Annotated in this window: 13 protein-coding genes and 1 tRNA gene; 10 read left to right on the forward strand and 4 right to left on the reverse strand. The window is 55.2% G+C overall.

The annotated features are described in order from the left end of the window. Positions 1-23: 23 nt before the first annotated feature. Positions 24-2,723 carry a winged helix-turn-helix domain-containing protein gene (locus tag BM205_RS11635; protein ID WP_092414662.1) on the reverse strand — a complete coding sequence of 900 codons (2,700 nt, stop codon included), beginning with the start codon at positions 2,721-2,723 and terminating at the stop codon, positions 24-26. Positions 2,724-3,004: 281 nt separating this feature from the next. Here BM205_RS11635 and BM205_RS11640 point away from each other — a divergent pair, with 281 nt between their 5' ends. After that, a complete protein-coding gene (locus tag BM205_RS11640; protein ID WP_092414663.1) occupies positions 3,005-4,111 on the forward strand; it encodes an acyl-CoA dehydrogenase family protein in 1,107 nt (368 codons plus the stop codon). Positions 4,112-4,116: 5 nt separating this feature from the next. On the opposite strand, the gene BM205_RS11645 is transcribed toward BM205_RS11640, so the two are convergent. Then, positions 4,117-4,737, reverse strand: coding sequence for a chalcone isomerase family protein (locus BM205_RS11645; RefSeq protein ID WP_092414664.1), 621 nt, complete (start codon positions 4,735-4,737; stop codon positions 4,117-4,119). Positions 4,738-4,928: 191 nt separating this feature from the next. On the opposite strand from BM205_RS11645, the gene BM205_RS11650 reads away from it, so the two are divergent. Both BM205_RS11650 and BM205_RS11655 read left to right on the forward strand, forming a co-directional pair. Next, positions 4,929-5,648: a helix-turn-helix transcriptional regulator gene (locus tag BM205_RS11650; RefSeq protein WP_092414665.1), complete on the forward strand. Its 720-nt coding sequence runs from the start codon at positions 4,929-4,931 to the stop codon at positions 5,646-5,648. Between the two features lie 69 nt (positions 5,649-5,717). After that, positions 5,718-6,458, forward strand: a complete 741-nt coding sequence (locus BM205_RS11655) for an OmpW/AlkL family protein (RefSeq protein ID WP_371326480.1) — start codon at positions 5,718-5,720, stop codon at positions 6,456-6,458. Between the two features lie 113 nt (positions 6,459-6,571). Here the strand turns inward: BM205_RS11655 and BM205_RS11660 are convergent, their stop codons facing one another. Continuing rightward, positions 6,572-7,159: a DUF2889 domain-containing protein gene (locus tag BM205_RS11660; protein WP_217646039.1), complete on the reverse strand. Its 588-nt coding sequence runs from the start codon at positions 7,157-7,159 to the stop codon at positions 6,572-6,574. 254 nt (positions 7,160-7,413) lie between these two features. Here BM205_RS11660 and BM205_RS11665 point away from each other — a divergent pair, with 254 nt between their 5' ends. The 7 genes from BM205_RS11665 to BM205_RS11690 all read left to right on the forward strand — a co-directional run bounded on the left by BM205_RS11665 (position 7,414) and on the right by BM205_RS11690 (position 19,276). After that, positions 7,414-8,553 (forward strand): acyl-CoA dehydrogenase family protein, encoded by a 1,140-nt coding sequence (locus BM205_RS11665; protein ID WP_092414666.1) that lies wholly within the window; start codon positions 7,414-7,416, stop codon positions 8,551-8,553. 40 nt (positions 8,554-8,593) lie between these two features. Next, entirely contained in the window at positions 8,594-11,620 is a 3,027-nt protein-coding gene (locus BM205_RS11670; RefSeq protein ID WP_092414667.1) for an SDR family NAD(P)-dependent oxidoreductase, read from the forward strand. A 65-nt stretch (positions 11,621-11,685) separates the two neighbouring features. Further along, complete coding sequence (locus tag BM205_RS11675; RefSeq protein WP_092414668.1) at positions 11,686-12,867, forward strand: lipid-transfer protein; 1,182 nt, start codon at positions 11,686-11,688, stop codon at positions 12,865-12,867. A 63-nt stretch (positions 12,868-12,930) separates the two neighbouring features. Beyond that, complete coding sequence (locus BM205_RS11680) at positions 12,931-16,407, forward strand: pyruvate carboxylase (protein WP_092414669.1); 3,477 nt, start codon at positions 12,931-12,933, stop codon at positions 16,405-16,407. Positions 16,408-16,647: 240 nt separating this feature from the next. Then, a complete protein-coding gene (locus tag BM205_RS24285; RefSeq protein ID WP_175511246.1) occupies positions 16,648-16,794 on the forward strand; it encodes a hypothetical protein in 147 nt (48 codons plus the stop codon). A 99-nt stretch (positions 16,795-16,893) separates the two neighbouring features. Next, entirely contained in the window at positions 16,894-18,483 is a 1,590-nt protein-coding gene (locus BM205_RS11685; protein WP_092414670.1) for an alpha/beta hydrolase family protein, read from the forward strand. Between the two features lie 115 nt (positions 18,484-18,598). Next, a complete protein-coding gene (locus BM205_RS11690) occupies positions 18,599-19,276 on the forward strand; it encodes a nitroreductase (protein WP_092414671.1) in 678 nt (225 codons plus the stop codon). A 241-nt stretch (positions 19,277-19,517) separates the two neighbouring features. On the opposite strand, the gene BM205_RS11700 is transcribed toward BM205_RS11690, so the two are convergent. Then, positions 19,518-19,604: transfer RNA gene (locus tag BM205_RS11700), tRNA-Leu, on the reverse strand. Between the last annotated feature and the right edge of the window lie 20 nt (positions 19,605-19,624).

The following is a 19,624-nucleotide window of genomic DNA, read 5'->3' on the forward strand; positions in this document are numbered from 1 at the left end:
TGCACCACGATGGGATGGGCGCGCTAGGTAATATGTCCTTGCTTGCGCGCCCATGTCATCGCGTCATAGCGGCTCGATACGTCCAGTTTTACGAAGATGTTCTTCATATTCCATTTCACCGTTTCAAGCGAGATGTTGAGTGTCAGGGCGATCCGTTTGTTCGACATGGATTGCGCAATCAGACCCAGAATCTCAAGTTCACGCGGTGTCAATGACACCAGGGCGTTATTAGCGCTGGCAGTGCCCGAAGCGGTACCGCTCTGTTGCGGATGGCTGGCGTCGGTGAATCGCGCCAGGATGTTTTTCAAATACAGTGCTGTAGGTTCATCGAGTTCTACTTCCGTTGCAAGGCGCGTCAATTTTTCGCCGACAATCTTGCCTTCATCGACAAAGGTGCGGACCAGGCCGAAGCGACAGCCGGCTTGCAGTGCCAGAGTCAGGCATTGATTTGCTTCCTCATGCCGCTTTTGGTGGTCGAGCGTAATGGCGGCAAGCAGGTTTGCCAGCACCGATAACCTGCCGCGGCCGGACCGCTCGCCATATTGACGTACTACCGACAATGCAGCCAGAGCATCTTCCGGCTGGTAATTGACCTGAGACAGGCGCGCACGCGCCAATGCCGCGATGACAGAGATTTCCGCCAGAAAACCTTCCGAATCCCGATGTGTGGCGCCGAGTTCGTTCAATTTTTCTACCAATTCCGCTGCGCGCGCCCGGTCACCTTTGCCGAGCAGGATGCTGACCTGCTCGGCGAGCATGTAGGTTACGGCACGATCCAGGCCGAGACTGCGGAAATGGAGAGTCTGCCGCTCGAGGAATGTCACGGCCGCATCGGGGGATTCCTGCAATAAATCCAAGCGCGCACGGCACAACGTGGCGCGTATCATCACTTCCGGTGATGACGACTGGAGAATGCCGGTACGGTTGGCCAAGGCTTCACGCGCATCGTCTATCCGGTCAAGTTCGTAATAGGCATCGGCGAGAGTTACTTCTGTCAGGTTCGCACATACTGACTGGCGGCCGTATGCTGCTACAGCACGGGCCAGGATATCTGATCCGGTGCGCACGACTTCTTTGACCTTGCCTTCTATTAACAGAGATAATATTTGCGAGCTCTCGGCTACGAGCGCCATATCGATGTTGCGATTCTCCGTTGCGATTGGATTGCCGTCGAAGATGCGGCGGACATCGGCGTGCCGGCCTGCTGCAACGTAGGATGTGGAAAGAACCGCAAGGAATACGTAGCGGAGAAACGGATTCTCCAATGGGGTATTCTGGATGGGTTCGAGTAGATCAATGACATGCTTGGTGTCGTCACGCTGCAGTGCAACTGCAGCGTTCACCAGCGCGACCCAGGAAGTGACGCCAGGATTTTTTGCGGTGTCGGTATGTTGGAGTTGCTGAATCCATTTTTCAGCCTTGGCCGGACGTGCAGTCAAGGCAAAGGTCAGGCACCCCAGAAAGAACAGGCGCGGGTGGGCAAACAAGGTTTCCTGCGGCAGGCGATCAAGCAGTAGCAGTAATGGGCTGATGTAGCCGAGGCTCCAGGTGGCTGGCGCTGAACGCTCGATTACTTCGACCGCGAACTCGAGGTCGCCGCCGAGACTGGCGTGGCGGACAGCTTCAACCAGCAAATCGTTATCTGCGAACCAACGGCCGGCGCGCCGGTGAAGCTCACTGACAGCGCTCATGCCGCGGCGCTCTAGGCGGATTGCAAGAAATTCAGCGAACAGCGGATGGAAGCGGTACCAGGGAGAGCGGTCGTCCGAGTCGACTCGGAACATCAGCAGGTTTTCGTCTTCGATCTGTTTGAGCAAATCCGCGGCGAGCGGGTTTTCAGTGACAAATTCGGCCAGTCCGGCATTGAAGCGCCGGCAGATCGAGATTGCTTCCATGAATCCGGAGAGTTCGACCGGCAAATGGGCGACCACGTCTTCCGCGAGATAGGCTTGCAAGTCGCCTGATTTCCAGACGAGGTTATTCAATGTGGAGCGCGCCTCGGGGCGGCTTTTGAGCATGATCGCGATCAGTTGCAGACTGGCAGGCCAGCCATTGGTCAAATCGTGAATCAATCGCAGTTCGTCAGGGCTCAATTTTATAGAACTGAGGTTTTTCTCAATGAAGGCGCGTGTTTCGTCGAGATCGAAAGGCAGCTCGGCGCATTCAACCTCAGCTACCTGTCCCATCACGCGCAAACGCCCTATGCTTAGCGCTGGCGCCACACGAGAGGCGATGATGATATGCAGGTTGCCAGGACAATGGTCGAGCAGTTTCTGCATCAGTCTGTGCGCTAACTGATCGTCGACGTGATGGTAATCGTCGAGGATCAGGTAAAGCTCCTTGCTGAGGTTCGCCGCGCCGCTGACCAGCGCTGCAATCACGCCCTCCATCGACTCGCTGCCCCTGTCTTCCAGCAACATGTCATCGTCGACCGGAATTCCCAGGCGTTGCATTGCCGCGAACAGGTAAACGCAAAAACCTGGCAGCAGTTTGTCGTCATGGCTCAACGAGAGCCATGCTACTTCGGCGCCCGCTTTCATCAGGTCCTGACGCCATTGAGCGAGGAGGGTGGTCTTGCCAAAACCGGCGCTGCCGGTTACCAGCGTCAACGTACTGTGCCGGGTGCGCCGCAACTGGTCGAGTAATTGTTTGCGGAGAATGGTACGAGTGCCGATACGCGGTGGAGCAAATTTTGTCGAGACGAGCAGTTTGTCAAAATTCATTTATAAGCTTTTTATGTCGCGGAACCGATACTTGATGCTAGCACGGATGACAAGCTCCGGCGCCGGCAAACCGGGCTATGGATCCAATTTTGGTCGATGTTGTACGTTTGATAGCTCTCTGAATTCCCCCTCTCAATGAGGGGGGAGCTGCAAGATTGCAAGGCTTACCTTAGCAGCATCAATGTTTCTTTGCGAGGATTGGGAATGAGGTCGTCTCGTTTACTGAAGAATCCGATTGGCAGCCTGGTATCCGGTACACCGTCCACGGGGGGAACACCGTCGTGCGCAATCAAATCGTAAATCACGATCAAGATCTGGCAGTCACGAGCTTCAGGAAATTTCTTGAAGCGGAAATCCGTCCGATTGTGAAGGAATACCGCGATCGTTTTATTCCCAAAGAGAAGATGCGGGAAATTACGCAAAGCATAGCCGACTTCGGACTGCCCGGCGGCGCCGTACCGGTGGCGCATGGCGGCATGGGATTACCCTGGACCACGCAGGCGATGTTATTCGAAGAGCTAGCCACCGTCTCCTGCGACATCGCGCTGGTTGTGATGGTTAACCTGGGGGCTGTCGACATTCTGTTGCAAGGCAGCGATGAGATCGGGCAGCGTTACCTGCCAGCCTTGCTGGCGGGCCGCATCTTTGCTGGCATGGGCATCAATCAGCTTGGCGTCGACTCACATTTGATCGGGATCGATATTGTTGGCGAACGCAGTGGCGATTGCCTTATTCTCAATGGTGAAAAGAAATGGATTACGAACGGTGTTTACTCGGATTTCCTGATCTGCCCGACGCATACCAGACAGCAAGCGCTGTCGTACATTTTGGTCGATCGAAGTGACCATGGCTATGAGGCGCGCAATATTGAGCAGATCGGCTTGGCTTCACAATCCACCGCGCAGATATTCATTAGTAATGCACGAGTGCCGCTTGGCAATATTATTGTCGATGAATACGTTTCATCGAAAAACCGGATCGCATTATTTAAATTGACATGCGCGTATATCGGTTTGCTATCGGTCGGATTGATGCGAGCAGCACTAGCCGACTCGATTGTCTTTGCAAGTGATGGCAGAAAGCAAGATAAGAGCATCGCCAGACATCAGCTGATTGCAGGGAAAATAGCCGATATGACGACACTGGCGGACGCGGCACGTCTGCTGTGTTTCCACGCGTTCGACCTGATAGATGCGGATGTCGACAGCGATGTTGAATTGTCGATGGCGCAATTGTTTTCCACCGAAACGGCGGTCAAGGTATGCCACGATACGGTTCAACTGCATGGTGAAAATGGCGTCGCCAGGGAATTCAATTTTGAACGCTACCTGCGCGACGCACTCATTATTCCTGTTTTAAGCGGACCGGCAGGAGCGCTCAAAAATTAATCGATTTAATGGGAGTTAATGCTGGTGACCGGCGGTTTGCCCAGCAAAGCCTGTTTTAACCTGGTGTCGGGAGGAGAGTCCCCCAGCCAAAGTTTCAATATCATGTTATTGAAAATCAGGCCCGATAAGGGCGCGCCGATTTGTTTGCCATTCACTTGCATGACGGTACCTGTGCCAGGGACATAGTCCAAGGTGAGAATGTCTCCTTTCTTAACCTCGTTAATCTGAGCAAAGTCTTCACCGAATGCCTGTAGCTGGCCGATGGCTTTGGTTCTTTCTTCCTTGCTGGAGTTTTTTCGCATCCCTGACATGAATGACTCGCTGAACTGCTCCATCTGGACGTCGCGCAGCATCACGATCTGAATCCGTCGCGGACCTGAGCCAGCCAGCAATTCCTCAGCTGTGGTTTTGTTGTTTTCAACATAGAGCGCCACGCCATATACCTTGAAAATCAACTTGTAACGTATCGCTGCGCCATTCAATGCCAGTTCCTTGCCTGCTACATGCGCAATATCGTCAAACTTGACGCCTTCGATTTCCAATGCCTGGCTGGATTGGCTTAGAAGCAGCGCGGATATCAAACAAGTTGACCGTGCCGCAGTCATGATTTTATTGAGTGTTTTCATATTTTTTAGACTCGAATCCTGGGAACTTCGGCTGAAGCTGGGTTGACCTGCGCGGAAAATGCGATCTCAAGCAGAGCAAGGGTAGGCGGACAGCGCTAGCGTTGCCCCCCTCTTATGGAGGGGGAGTCGCGACTAACGTATTCGCTTACCGTAGGTTTGCATGCCTGAAGCTTATGTCGAAGAGAGATCAGATGAAAATCGTCATACATGGCGGCGCCGGTCGGCGCGCGACCATCCGCCGCTTGTGTTTTCCATTCCCTATCGCAATCGAGGTTATTGAAGGTAGTGTCTGGTACATGGCAGGCGGTCATGCCAGACTGTTGCGCCAGCACCAACGCGTGCATTCCTTACCGTTTTCGTTGTGCGATATCGGAGTGAGCATCAATGGCTTTGTTTTGATCCAGTCAGATGTGACGTCAATCCAGAACGACAGTTGCGTAACCTGTGCCGGCCGCGAGACAAAAATCCTGACGCATCAGACGGCTCAGGATCTCTCTTCCACGGTCCCGCTGACTCACATCTTGGCGCTGCGCGTGTTTCGCGCTCCTCATGTCGAATGGACGCCGTCATTGCTTGCCAGCGTGGTCGCGATGCCCAAGCGAAAGATTTCCAGGCAATTTTTCTCCCAAGGCGAAAGTTTTCGGCAAATCGTCCATACACAACGCCTGACCAGGTTTTTCTGCGACCTTCACAAGATTGCGCATGTTGACGATAGCGTTGCCAGGAAATACGGCTTCGCTCATGTCGACCGCTTGGAGGATGCCGTCTATGAACAGTTCGACCTGACATTGGACTGCCTGCGGCACATGTTTGGCTGCAGGAATTTTCCAGCATCAGGCCAGGAATTTAACTCTGCCCCCCCATTTATAGGGGTAAGGAACAACGGCAGTACACCCCATTATCGTGACTAGTGATGACCTCTCCGGATCGAGGGCGGCAAAACAATTTTTATAACTGTAAAAACACCCAAGGAGACAAAAATGAAAATGCAACTGGTGAGTAAGCGCGTAGGTGTGATGACGGCGGGATTGGTACTGCTGGGAGCAGCCGGCATGGCGCAGGCGCAAACCGCCGGCAGTAATGTGATCAGCCTGGGCTGGTTGCATGCCACGCCGCATAACGAATCGACACCGTTGACAGCCACCAGCATCAACGGCACGCCGGTCAACATAGTGCAACCCGGCACCGGCTTTGCGGCGCTGAGTGCGACTACCGTTGGCCTGACCTTCGCGCATTATTTTACCGACAATATTTCGGCGGAATTTATTGGCGGATTTCCGACCAAACTCAAATTCGTAGGAACGGGTACGTTAGAAAAAGCCGGCGTCATCGGCGAGGCAATGCCATTGTCGCCGACGGTTTTTGTGCGTTATCATTTTTACGATGCGGAATCCAAATTTCGCCCCTATGTTGGTCTAGGCGTCAACTACACCAAATTCGTCCAGGGTAAGATCACCAACCCGGATTTCGTGCACGGTCTGCTAGGCCCGGGTTCAACTGCAACTGTCAGTGCGAGCAGTTCATGGAACCCGGCATTCGTGGTCGGTGCAAGTTATGCGATTGATGAGCACTGGTCGTATGGCGTGTCGGTTTCATACGTCCCGATCAAAACCAATGCAACATTGACGGGAACCACGGCCGGCGGCGTAGTCGTTGTCAGCCATGCATCGGACAAGCTGCGGCCGGTAACGACATTCGTTAACATCGGCTATCGCTTCTAATCGGCAGGCGGCGCAGGCTGCCGGCCAGATCGTGTCGTCGGCGGATGAGTACTGACGACACTATTGCCATCTTGGCCCGGTCACTGATTAAGTACCGGGTCTGCTTGAAAAAACTATTTGCATTCATCCGCGCTTCGGTAGAAATCGGGCATGACCGACCGTACCGCTTCGCCGTCGCTGCGATAAGCGTGGCAGGTGTCGATTATCCAGGGCTTAGCCATACGGTACGCCGGGTCGCTCACCACACGCTGCATTTCCTCTTCCATCCAGAGCGGCATCAACGCCTGCATCGCCGTGGTTGCCATCGGGCCAAGTAAATCACTCAGGTGCGTGCATCCCATCCGGCCGCCGACGCGGCTTTTCACCTGTTGTTTGAATCCGGGGCCGATCTTCAGTCCTTCCAATGCGCTATAGGCGGCATTGATGTCTGCGCAAAAAGGTGTGGGACCTGCATCCGTATGCGCCTCGATATGATGAATTGTCATCTTGTGATCGATAGTCATGATCATCCGCATCAGGTGCAAGGTATCGCCGGCATGCAATTGCTTGAATGGCGTTCGCATATCGCCGGCCTTGGTGTCCTGCATGCGGCCCTCAATGTCGACCATGCCGTCGCTGCGCTGATAAGCGGTGCAAGTCACCTGCCGGGTATGTAGCAGGCTACGTGCCGGTTGATTCGATGCGGTCATGCTGTTTTTCATCTCAATCTCCTTTAGTCACCTGGTCGCGTAGTCGCGCGAGAGTCATGGGTAGCTTAGCGATGAAACAGACGGAAGCACCCCCCCACTAAGAGGGGCACTGCAAGATCGTTGAATGTCCTATCTTTCAACTGTGTCCTATCGGACGATCGGGTGTCGAATTCCCATTCTGTCATTAACGGAAGTCGCCAGTCGCTTTCATTCTCTTTTCAAGGAGCACCAACTTGAGTAATACCATAGCCCAGCCGATGAATCCCATGTTGCCTCGTACGCTTTTCAATGCCGACCACCAGGCGTTTCGCGATACCTGCCGCCGCTTCTTTGAAACTGAATGCTTGCCGCATGACGAACGTTGGCAGGAGCAGGGGCATGTCGATCGCACAATCTGGAATCGTGCCGGCGAATTGGGCTTGCTTTGCGTCACTATGCCGGAGCAGTACGGCGGCCTTGGTGTTGACCGCCTGTACAGCGTCATCCTGCTGGAAGAGCAAGCGCGCATCGGCAACTCGTCGCTTGGTCTTGCTTTGCATTCCGATATCGTTGCTAACTATCTGAATAATTTCGGTAGCGAAGAACTCAAGTCAACATGGTTGCCGAAAATGGCTACAGGCGAAAGCGTCGGTGCGATTGCGATGACCGAGCCTGGGACCGGCTCAGACCTGCAGAGCATGATAACCAGCGCGGTCTCCGATGGCGATGACTATATCGTGAATGGCAGCAAGACATTTATCACCAACGGTGTCCTCAGCGATTTTGTCGTGGTGGCGGTGAAAACCGGCGATGGCGATAAAGGCGCGCAGAATATTTCGCTGTTGCTGATCGAAGCCGGCCGTGCTGGTTTCACCAAGAGCAAGACTCTGAAAAAGGTCGGCATGCGCGGCCAGGATACCTGTGAGCTTTTTTTCGACAATGTCCGTGTGCCGAAGAGCAATCTGGTCGGCAAGGAAGGTGTCGGCTTCATTGCATTGATGAAGGAACTGGCCTGGGAACGCATCATCATCAGCATCATGAGCATCAGCAGCGCCGAAAGCGCGCTGGCTATGACGCTGCAATACACCAATGACCGCAAGGTGTTCGGCAAGCCGGTCGCGTCTTTTCAGAACACGCGTTTCAAGCTCGCGGAGATGCGCTCCGAAGTTCAGATCGGCAGGGTCTACGTTGACCGTTGCCTGGAACTGGTACTCAAAGGGGAGTTGCAGCCAGATGCGGCTTCGGCAGCCAAATACTGGTGTTCCGATTTGCTGTCCAGAGTGGTTGACGAGTGCGTACAGCTGCACGGCGGATACGGCTTCATGCTCGAGTATCCGATTGCCAAGCTGTATATCGACAGTCGCGCCAACCGTATCTTCGGCGGCACCAACGAAATCATGAAAGAAATCATCTCTCGCACGATGTAAGCGGGCGGTTTGGAAAAATACTATTTCACAGGAATCTACTATGTCAAATCTTCGTTTTGATGGCCGTGTGGCCATTGTTACCGGCGCCGGCAACGGGCTCGGCCGCAACCACGCGCTACTGCTCGCTTCGCTGGGTGCGAAAGTGGTGGTCAATGACCTCGGCGGCGGCACTCGTGGCGAAAGTGGCGAATCGTCGCGCGCAGCAGATGTGGTGGTCAACGAGATCAAGGCCCTGGGCGGCGAGGCGGTGGCCGACTACAATTCAGTGGAACATGGCGACAAGATCGTCAAGACTGCGCTCGATGCCTTTGGCACGGTCGACATCGTTGTCAACAATGCCGGTATCCTGCGCGACGTCAGCTTCCAGAAAATGAGCGACGCTGACTGGGATCTGGTACTCAAGGTCCATCTGACAGGCTCGAAGAGCGTCACCCAGGCTGCGTGGCCGATCATGCGCGAGAAGGGTTATGGACGTGTCGTCATGACCACCTCGGCTGCTGGCATTTACGGTAATTTCGGCCAGGCCAACTACTGCTCTGCCAAGCTCGGCATAGCAGGCCTGGCCAACTGCCTGGCAGAAGAAGGCCGCAGCAAGGGTATCTTCGTCAACACCATCGCACCGATCGCCGCTTCGCGTCTGACCGAGGGCATCCTGCCGGAAGCATTGCTGGAAGCGCTTACGCCAGAAGCTGTGAGTCCGCTGGTAGCCTGGCTGTGCCATGAAGATTGCGAAGAGACTAAGGGATTGTTTGAAGTCGGTGCTGGCTACATCGCTAAATTGCGTTGGGAACGTACTCGCGGTCACAGTTTCCCGGTCGGAAAAGCCTTCAGCATCAATGACGTAGCCGGACGCTGGAGCAAGATCGGCGATTTCACGGATGCCGAACATCCGACCAATACCAACGACTCCATCGCGCCGATCCTGCACAATATCAGCAACCCTAGCCTGGGCGGCAACGAGTTCATCGATCTCGATGCTGCAGCTACGGCTTCGGTCACGCTGGAATCGTCTTACGATGCGAACGACCTGGCACTCTATGCGCTCGGCGTAGGCGCTGCACGGGATCCATTGGACGCAAGCGAACTGAATTACGTCTACGAGTTAAGCAATGACTTCCAGGCTCTGCCGACTTTCGGTGTCATGCCGCAGTCGGGCGCCATGCTGGCGGCCGCGAAGGAAGGTACGTTGAGTTTGCCAGCCTCGAATTTCGGCTTCGACCGCTTGCTGCATGGTGAGCAATATACTGAAATCAAGCGCCCGCTGCCGAGCAACGCCAAGCTGACCCACACTTTCAAGCTGAAGGCGGCTTATGATAAAGCGCCGAACGCGGTGGTGGTGTATTCGGTGTCGTCCAAGGACGAGAGCGGCGAGGAACTCATCTACAACGAGATGACCGCCTTCGTCAAAGGCGCCGGCGGCTGGGGCGGCGATCGTGGACCAAGCACGGCTGTCAATGTGCCGCCATCGCGCGAGCCGGATGCGGTAATCGAAGAAAAGACTGACGCTAACCAGACCCTGCTGTATCGTCTATCCGGCGATTGGAATCCTCTGCACGCCGATCCAGCCTTCGCTCAGGCTTTTGGTTTCGAAAAACCGATCCTGCACGGTCTGTGCACCTTTGGTTACTGCGGCCGTCACGTCATCAAGGCGTTCTGCAAAAACGACGGTCGCTACTTCAAGAGCATCAAGGTACGTTTCGCCAAGAGCGTGTTCCCGGGCGATACCCTGGTGACCAAGATGTGGAAGGAATCGGACACCAGGATCATCATTGAAACTTCAGTGAAAGAACGTAATGAAGTTGTGATCAGTAATGCCGCCGTCGAGCTGTATAGCGAAATCCCGTCGCCGAAGGCGAAAGTTAAGGCGGTGGCCGCTGCTGCCGGCCCGGCGTTGACTGAACCTGCGATCCTGCTGGCCGCCGACGTGTTCGGCGTGGTGGCTGCTCATATCGTGGCTAATCCGGATCTGGTCGAAAAGACCAAGACATCCTTCCAGTTCAATTTGAAGGCGCCAGAGGAAAGCTGGTTCATCGACCTCAAGAATGGCGTTGGCTCGGCGGGCAAAGGGACGTTGGAAAAACCCGATGTAACGATGGCGCTGGAGCAGAAGCACCTGGAGACGGTGATGACCGGCACGTTGGCTGAAGTCCAGAAGCTTTTCTTTGGCGGCGAGATGAAATTAACCGGCAACGTCATGGCTTCTAACAAGCTGATCGTAATGCAGGTTATCGATAAAAAACTGTATGAGGCTGCGCGCGATGCCCGCATCGGCGCAGGTGGCGGTATAGCTGCAGTGGCCGTTGCCGAAACCGTGCCGGTCGTCGACGAAGGGGCAACCATGGCTGACTTCTTTGCCGCCATCGGTGAATTTATTACTGCCAAGCCAGGCCTAGTTGGTCAGGTCAAGACCAGCTTCCAGTTCAAATACCACAATCCGGATTCGGACTGGTTCATTGATCTGAAAAGCGCCAATGGCGCGGCTGGCGCAGGTGTGATTGATAAGCCGGATGTCACTCTGGAAATGGATGAAGAGCACGCTGCCACGGTTTTCGGCGGCAAGACTGCAGACGTCCAGAAACTCTATTTCAGCGGCAAGATGAAAGTGCTTGGCAACGTCATGGCATCCAACAAACTGGCCGTGTTGCAGGAAATGGATCCAAAAATGGTTGAACAGGCTCGCAGCAAGCGTCTCGCTTCCGGTGCCGCTACCGCTCCGGTTACCGCTGCAGGCGGCAAGTCGCGCGAAGCTTCTGCGCAACTCATCTTCGGCAAACTGACCGAACAGATCGCCGGCGGCAAGCTGGCCTCCACGCTGAACCAGGTTATTCAATTCAACGTGCGAGAGCCAGACGCAAGCTGGGTGATCGACTTCACTGCCAAGCCGGTCAAAGTCAGCACTGGCGTTAGCGACAAAGCTGCCGCCGTGTTCGGTATCAGCGACGAAAACCTGAAAGCGCTGGCCCAAGGCAAGCGCGAAGTGCGCGAGTTGTATCAGAAGGGCGATCTGCGTGTTGACGGCGACGTACAGCTGGCGCACCAGTTGAGCTTTCTGAACAACCTGGCCTGAGCCTGATGCCGATGGCGAGCACAGGGTTCGCCATCGGTTTTTAACTAATTCGAAGGGAAAATATTATGAAACGTCGCGTCAATGTGATCGGTGTCGGCATGACCAAGTTCGTCAAGCCAGGCACTAGCCCCGAGTACTATGAAATGGCCCGCGAGGCCGGTACCCTGGCACTGAAGGACGCCGGTGTGCCGTACGCAGCTGTCGAACAGGCCTTCGCCGGATATGTCTATGGCGATTCCACTTGCGGTCAACGTGCGGTCTATGAACTTGGCCTCACCGGCATTCCGGTGGTTAACGTCAATAACAATTGTTCGACCGGTTCTAGCGCGCTGTTCCTGGCACGCCAGGCGATTGAGGGCGGTCTTGCCGAGTGCGTGATTGCCCTGGGTTTCGAGAAAATGGGGAAGGGCGCTCTCGGCAATAAATTCGATGACCGCGAAAGTCCTATGGGACAGCATTTCCAGGTCATGGTGGACGAACAGGGCTTTGGCAGTTCGCCGCCGGCTGCGCAGATGTTTGGCGGCGCCGGTCGTGAATATCGCTGGAAGTACGGCACGAAAAAAGAGACTTTCGGCATGATCTCCGTGAAAGCGCGCAAGCATGCCAGTAACAATCCGTACGCGTTGTTCGGCCAGGTATTGTCTCTGGAAGAGATCATGGCCTCGGACGAGGTGTTCGACCCGCTCACGCGTTTTCAATGCTGCCCGCCTACCTGCGGCGCCGGCGCTGCAATTCTTTGTTCGGATGAATTCGCTGCCAGGCACGGTATCAAGAACCCGGTCTATATTGCCGCCCAGAGCATGACTACGGATTTCGCCAGCAGTTTCGGCGAAAAATCGATGATCAAAATGATCGGCTACGATATGACTAAATCGGCCGCGGACCAAGTCTATGAAGCCGCCGGCATCGGTCCGGAAGATGTCGATGTAGTCGAACTGCACGATTGCTTCACCGCGAACGAGTTGCTGACCTATGAAGGCCTTGGACTTTGCCCGGAAGGTGGTGCGGAGAAATTTATCTGGGATGAAGACAACACCTATGGTGGAAAAGTCGTCACCAATCCTTCAGGCGGGCTGTTGTCCAAAGGACACCCGCTCGGCGCAACCGGCCTGGCGCAATGTACAGAGCTGGTCTGGCAGTTGCGCGGTACTGCGGATAAACGACAGGTCGAAGGTGCTCGCGTCGCGCTGCAGCACAATCTCGGTCTTGGCGGTGCGTGCGTCGTAACCTTGTATCGGCGTGACTGATGTATGACGATGGTCGGGCCGCCTTGAAGGCGAGCCCGCGTGTTCCTTAATTTTCAACTTAATATGACTCCCACAACTCAGCCCGCATTCACCGTACGCAAACTATTGGTAGCCAACCGCAGTGAAATCGCTATCCGGGTCATGCGTGGGGCCGCTGAGCTGGGCATTCGCACGGTCGCGATTTATACGGCAGAGGATCGTTTCGCGTTGCATCGTTTCAAGGCTGACGAGAGTTATCTGGTGGGAGAGGGCAAGAAGCCGATCGCCGCCTATCTGGATATCGACGATATCATCCGCATTGCCAAAAAAGCTGGTGTGGATGCGATTCATCCGGGGTATGGCTTTCTGTCTGAGAATCCAGAGTTTGCCGAAGCCTGCGCCGCCAATGGGATCGTTTTCATCGGCCCGTCGCCGCAGGTCATGCGGACACTCGGCAACAAGGTAGCCGCGCGCCATGCGGCGGTAGCGGCCAAGGTTCCCGTGATGCCGGCGACCGGCGCCTTGCCGTACGATATCGGGGAGGCGAAGAAACTGGCCGCCGAAGTCGGCTATCCGCTCATGCTCAAGGCGAGCTGGGGTGGCGGCGGGCGCGGCATGCGCGTTATCGAAACTGAGGCAGATCTTCCAGACCAGCTGGAAGTCGCGCGGCGCGAAGCCGCAGCAGCCTTTGGCAACGATGAAATGTATCTGGAAAAATTGGTGCGACGCGCGCGCCATGTCGAAGTGCAGATTCTCGGCGACAGCCACGGCAACCTGGTCCATTTGTTCGAGCGTGACTGCTCGGTGCAGCGGCGTAACCAGAAAGTGGTTGAGCGCGCACCGGCTCCTTATCTTGACGATGCCACGCGCACTGAATTATGCGAAGCCGCGCTACGTCTGGGCCGGGCAGTAGGCTATACCCATGCCGGCACGGTTGAATTCCTGATGGATGCCGATACCGAAAAATTTTATTTCATCGAAGTCAATCCACGGATTCAGGTCGAACACACTGTTACTGAAGCAGTCACCGGGATAGATATTGTAAAAGCGCAGATACGCGTTAGCGAAGGCGCGCAGATCGGCGGCGCCGGGATGCACTCAACGGGTGTCCCGATGCAGGAAGATATTCGTCTGAACGGCCATGCATTGCAATGCCGCGTCACCACTGAAGATCCGGAAAACAATTTCACGCCGGACTATGGCCGTCTGACTGCATATCGTAGCGCCGCCGGCTTCGGCGTGCGGCTCGATGGCGGTACTGCCTACTCGGGGGCCGTCATCACGCCATTCTATGACTCGTTGCTGGTGAAGGTAACGACCTGGGCGCCAACCGCGGATGAAGCGATTTGCCGTATGGGGCGATCCTTGCGCGAATTCCGCATCCGTGGCGTATCGACTAACCTGCAATTTTTAGAAAACGTGATCAATCATCCGCAGTTCAAGTCTGGTGAATGCATCACACGGTTCATCGACACTACGCCGGAACTGTTCAAATTCCCGAAACGGCGCGACCGCGCCACGCGCCTGCTGCGCTTCATCGGCGAGGTAGCCGTCAATGGCAATCCGGAAATGAAGGGGCGGGTCAAACCAGCCGGACTCTTGTCCGCGCCGATCCTGCCGGCGTCAAATCGCCTGGCGCCGATTATCCCCGGTAGCCGCGACAGACTGATCGAACTGGGTCCGGATAAGTTCGCGCAGTGGATGAAGGATCAACCCCAGGTTCTGCTGACAGACACCACGATGCGCGATGCGCATCAATCGCTGTTTGCCACCCGCATGCGTACTACGGACATGTTGGCGATTGCCCCCATCTATGCACAGACATTGCCGAATCTGTTCTCGCTTGAATGTTGGGGCGGGGCGACGTTCGACGTCGCGCTCCGCTTCCTGAAAGAAGACCCCTGGGATCGGCTGGCTCAATTGCGTCAGCTGGTGCCGAATATCCTTTTCCAGATGCTGCTGCGTGGTTCGAACGCAGTCGGCTACACCAACTATGCCGACAATGTGGTGAAGCACTTTATTGAACAAGCTGCCAAAGGCGGCATCGATCTGTTCCGTGTGTTCGATTCGCTCAACTCGGTCGACAACATGCGCGTGGCGATCGACGTGGTGCGTACCAGCGGCGCCTTGTGTGAAGGCGCGATTTGCTATACCGGCGATCTGCTGGATCCGAAGCGGACCAAGTACGACCTAAAGTATTACCTGTCCATGGCCAGGGAACTGAAAGACGCGGGCGTCAATATTCTGGCAATCAAGGACATGGCGGGCGTCTGCAAGCCACAGGCAGCACGGGCACTGGTCACAGCCTTGAAGGAAGAAATCGGCCTGCCCATACATTTCCACACGCACGACACCAGCGGTATCAGTGCTGCTAGCGTGCTGGCGGCAATCGAAGCAGGTTGCGATGCTGTCGACGGCGCCATGGACGCGATGAGCGGGCTCACCTCGCAACCCAATCTTGGCTCGATTGCGGCGGCGCTGGCTGGCACTGAACGTGATCCTAAGCTGGATACAGCGGCGTTATTCAATATTTCCCAATACTGGGAAGGTGCGCGGCGCGCCTATGCCCCATTCGAGGCCGACATCCGTTCCGGCACCTCAGATGTGTACCGTCACGAAATGCCTGGTGGTCAATATACCAACTTGCGCGAACAGGCGCGAGCGATGGGGTTGGCGCATCGCTGGACCGATGTATCGCAAGCCTACGCCGACGTCAACCAGCTGTTCGGCGATATCGTCAAGGTTACGCCCACCTCAAAGGTGGTCGGCGACATGGCATTGTTCATGGTGGCCAACGACCTTACCCCGGAAGACGTGCGCAATCCGGATCGGGAAGTTGCTTTTCCCGAATCGGTGATCTCGCTGTTCAAGGGCGAACTTGGCTTTCCCGCACACGGTTTTCCGGAGGAGCTGGAACACAAGGTACTCAAGGGCGCTAAGCCGTTCACCGGCCGCCACGGAGCACATCTGCCGTCGGTAGATTTCGAACAGGCGCGCAAAGAAGCGGAGAAAGCGGTGGAGCGCAGCATCAGTGAACAGGAACTGGCCTCATATCTGATGTACCCGAAAGTATTTCAGGATTACGCCGAGCACCGCCGTCATTTTGGCGATGTCAGCGTGCTGCCTACATCGGTGTTCTTTTATGGCTTGCAGGATGGGCAGGAAATTTCCATCGACATCGACCAGGGCAAGACGCTGGTAGTCCGTTTGCAGGGGCGCACGGAACTAGCCGACGAAGGCCAGAGCAAGCTGTTCTTCGAGCTGAACGGCCAGCCGCGTCTGATTCGCGTCGACCATGCCGGTGTGGCCAAAGCTGGCGCTCATCCGGTTGCACAGGACAACAATCCGCGCCAGGTCGGTGCACCCATGCCCGGAATGGTGGTAACGGTAGCGGTCAAGGCCGGACAGAAGGTCGCCAAAGGCGATCCGCTGGTTTCGATCGAGGCAATGAAGATGGAAATGATGATCCTTGCCGAACACGATGCTCTGATTCATCTGATCCATGTCAAACCAGGCGTAGTGGTAGGTGCGAAGGATTTACTGATTGAATTTGCAGGTTGACATATTTTGCAATGAACTTGAGATATTCAGCAATATTGCAAAGGACAGGGGATCCTTAGTATTAAGACTGTGAAGACTGTGTTTTTACGTATCCATATGTCTTCAAGTTTCGGAATGTTCAATCGCCACCTGGCAAGCCGAGGAGAACGAAGATGACATTCAAACTGAACATTCTGCTGGTACCCGGTGCCTGGGGCGATGCTTCGCATTCGCTGGTATCAGATTTCGGCGAACGACCGGATGATTTCGCCTGAAACCGAGCAATGGTTTGCCGATCCGAGGAAGCCTCAACAGACAATTACCTTGCAGGCGAGCCATGCGTCGATGGCTTCGCATCCTGATGAAATAGTTGTCTTGATTGAAGATGCGGCAAACGCTACAGCATAAACGCCATACGAGATTGGGTCTCATGCCCATAAGTTGAGCAACAGCTCAGGTAAATCAAATGCCCCTAGATGGGCATGTAGAAAAAATGAAGGAGACAAAATGAAATATCTCAAGATGGCGTTCGGTCTGCTAATCGTAATTTTGGGAAGTGGAAGTTCCACGGCCTACGCTCAGGCGCCTAACGCATACTGCGGCAATACCAGCATTTTTTACGTATTGCTACAACCGCTGTGCGAAACGCAGAATCTGGCGACCAGCCTGGAACGGCCTGCCGCATTTTTGCCTCTGAGCGCTCAAGCCTTGGCCGCCTTGGCAACTTATAATACAAATCGCCTTGCCGCGATAGCCGCCGATCCTGAACGCGCTCCGAACATCAACCCTTGTACCACCGGCCTGTGCGCAGTCGATCCGCGATTGCTCGCATGGGGTACCACGACAGACACCATCGTCAAGCCGGTGCTATATACCTCCCGTTCCGGCGGCACGATATCCGGCCACGTTTGGGCCACCGTCAGTGGTCCGGCGAAGCGTCCCGGGGTGGTCATCATCAACGGCTCGATTGTCGGCTATGAGCAAAACTATTGGCACGGAGCCCAAGATCTGGCAAAAGCAGGTTTTGTGGTGTTGAGCTTCGATGTACAAGGTGAGGGCATGTCCGATCAGTTTGGCGAGGTGCCCGATCAACTCGAAGACGCCTTTGCCGGCACGCCTGCACTCGGTTCGACGCCGGGGTCGCCGCCTGCATTCGGCGGGAACGGTTTGCCATTCTATGACGGCGGCAGCGATGCCTTGAATTTCCTTCTGTCCACGCCTAGCGCTCCTTACGTTCCGGTAGCTAGCCGCACTTCGGGGACCAGCCATGCCGCCAAGCAGTTGCGTCGTGTAACGGCCGGCTTGAACAGCAACTACAATCCACTATGGGCGATGCTGGACGAAACAAAAATCGGACTGATAGGACATTCTTACGGCGCGATCGCTGCCAGCTGGCTGGCGCAAAAAGATTCACGCGTTTCGGCAGCGGTCGCCTGGGACAATATGTGCACCCCGGTTTCGCCATCACCCGACGAATTGACTGCCTTTCTTAACGACCCGGTAAATAATGTCGGGGGCATCTTTACGCTCTACGGACTTGGATCTCCTTGCTTCGGCGCACCTGCCGGCCCGGCACCAGCCATTACCAAACCGGTGCTGGGTATCACCGGCGACTACATTGTGCCGTTTCCTTACCTCTTGACACCCAACCCGGCCAATAAAACGCTAGGATCGCTTGCCTACTCGCAAGCCGGTGTGGATAACGCAGATATTGTGCTACGTGGCGGTACGCATACCGATTTCATGGACACACCAGTAGTTCCAGGATTACTGCGCAGTATAGATTTATCCACTTGGTATACCACCGCATGGTTCCAAAAATATCTGCTACTGGATCCGACCGCAGATGCAAAATTAATCAGCAAGCGGTGGCAAAACGATTCGTCAACAGGAAAAGTCGATCCGTCTGGCGACCCTAATATTTACTCCTGGCACTACCGTTCGCGTATGGATATCAAATTGTCAAACGGTAGTCGTTTCACCTGCGGGGATCTGCGTAGCGGTTGCGCCGGACAGGTAGCAGCTTCTCAGGATGGTGGTCCGACGCATTATTCATTCGCAACAAATGTCGGTATAACTCCACTGCCAAACGAGTGATGCAGGCTAGTGCAAATTAGCCGGTAGATTTTGAACCCGCTATTTGAGTCAAGTTCGCTACCTGCACGCTTGATTCAAATCGCGGGTTCTGCAAAGGTATTTTTTTGAGGTAGGTATGAATGTTTCTGATGCAGTCCGCAGTCGCAAGAGTGTACGTGCTTTTCTCAACAAGCCAGTGCCGCAAGCGTTGCTGCGCGAAGTCCTGAGCCTGGCGGCGCGTTCGCCTTCGGGCGGTAATGTCCAGCCCTGGCGTATTGATGTGCTGGTGGGCGAGCCGTTAGTCGCTTTCAAGGACAGGATCGAAGAACGCATGAACACGGATTTCTCGCCGGATCCTGCTGAATACCCCATCTATCCGACTAAACTGGGTGAGCCTTACCGTAGTTCACGCTTTAAGGTAGGGGAATCCATGTACGAACTGATCGACATTGCGCGTGACGATAAGATGGGGCGCCTCAGGTGGTTACAAAACAATTATCGTTTTTTTGGTGCGCCGGTTGGCCTGTTCTGCACAGTGGATCGTGATATGGGCGCGGCGCAATGGTCTGATCTCGGCATGTACCTGCAAACTTTAATGCTCTTGCTGCGCGAGCGCGGCGTCGATAGCTGTCCGCAAGAAGCCTGGTCGGTATATCATCAGACGGTACGTGAATTTCTGCAAACGCCGCCGGAGCGCATGCTTTTCTGTGGGATGGCTATTGGATATGCCGATCCTGCCGCCGCAGTGAATCGGCTGCAGTCCGAACGTGAGCCGCTTGAGCAGTTTGCCCGGCTCTGGGGGTTTGACGCCTGAATTAGTCTGATGGCATCGCTGTTGCAGGACCCTCACGAGGTGACAGACGATCCGATTGAACAAGTCATCCGGTGCGCAAAGGCGCCACATTTGCATGTGGCCCCTCGACCTGGACTCGAACCAGGGACCTGCGGATTAACGGGCCGTCGCTCTACCAATTGAGTTATCGGGGGATTGGGAAATATTTTTTTTTGCGGAAACAATGAAAAAAGGCCCTCAAGTCTGAGAGCCTTATATTCATTGGTGCCGAGAGCCGGAATCGAACCGGCACGCTGTCTCCAGCGCGGGATTTTGAGTCCCGTGCGTCTACCTATTCCGCCATCTCGGCAACGCGTCCGCTATTATGAC

Origin of the sequence: Collimonas sp. OK307 (assembly GCF_900113705.1) — a bacterium.
Lineage (GTDB): Bacteria > Pseudomonadota > Gammaproteobacteria > Burkholderiales > Burkholderiaceae_D > Collimonas.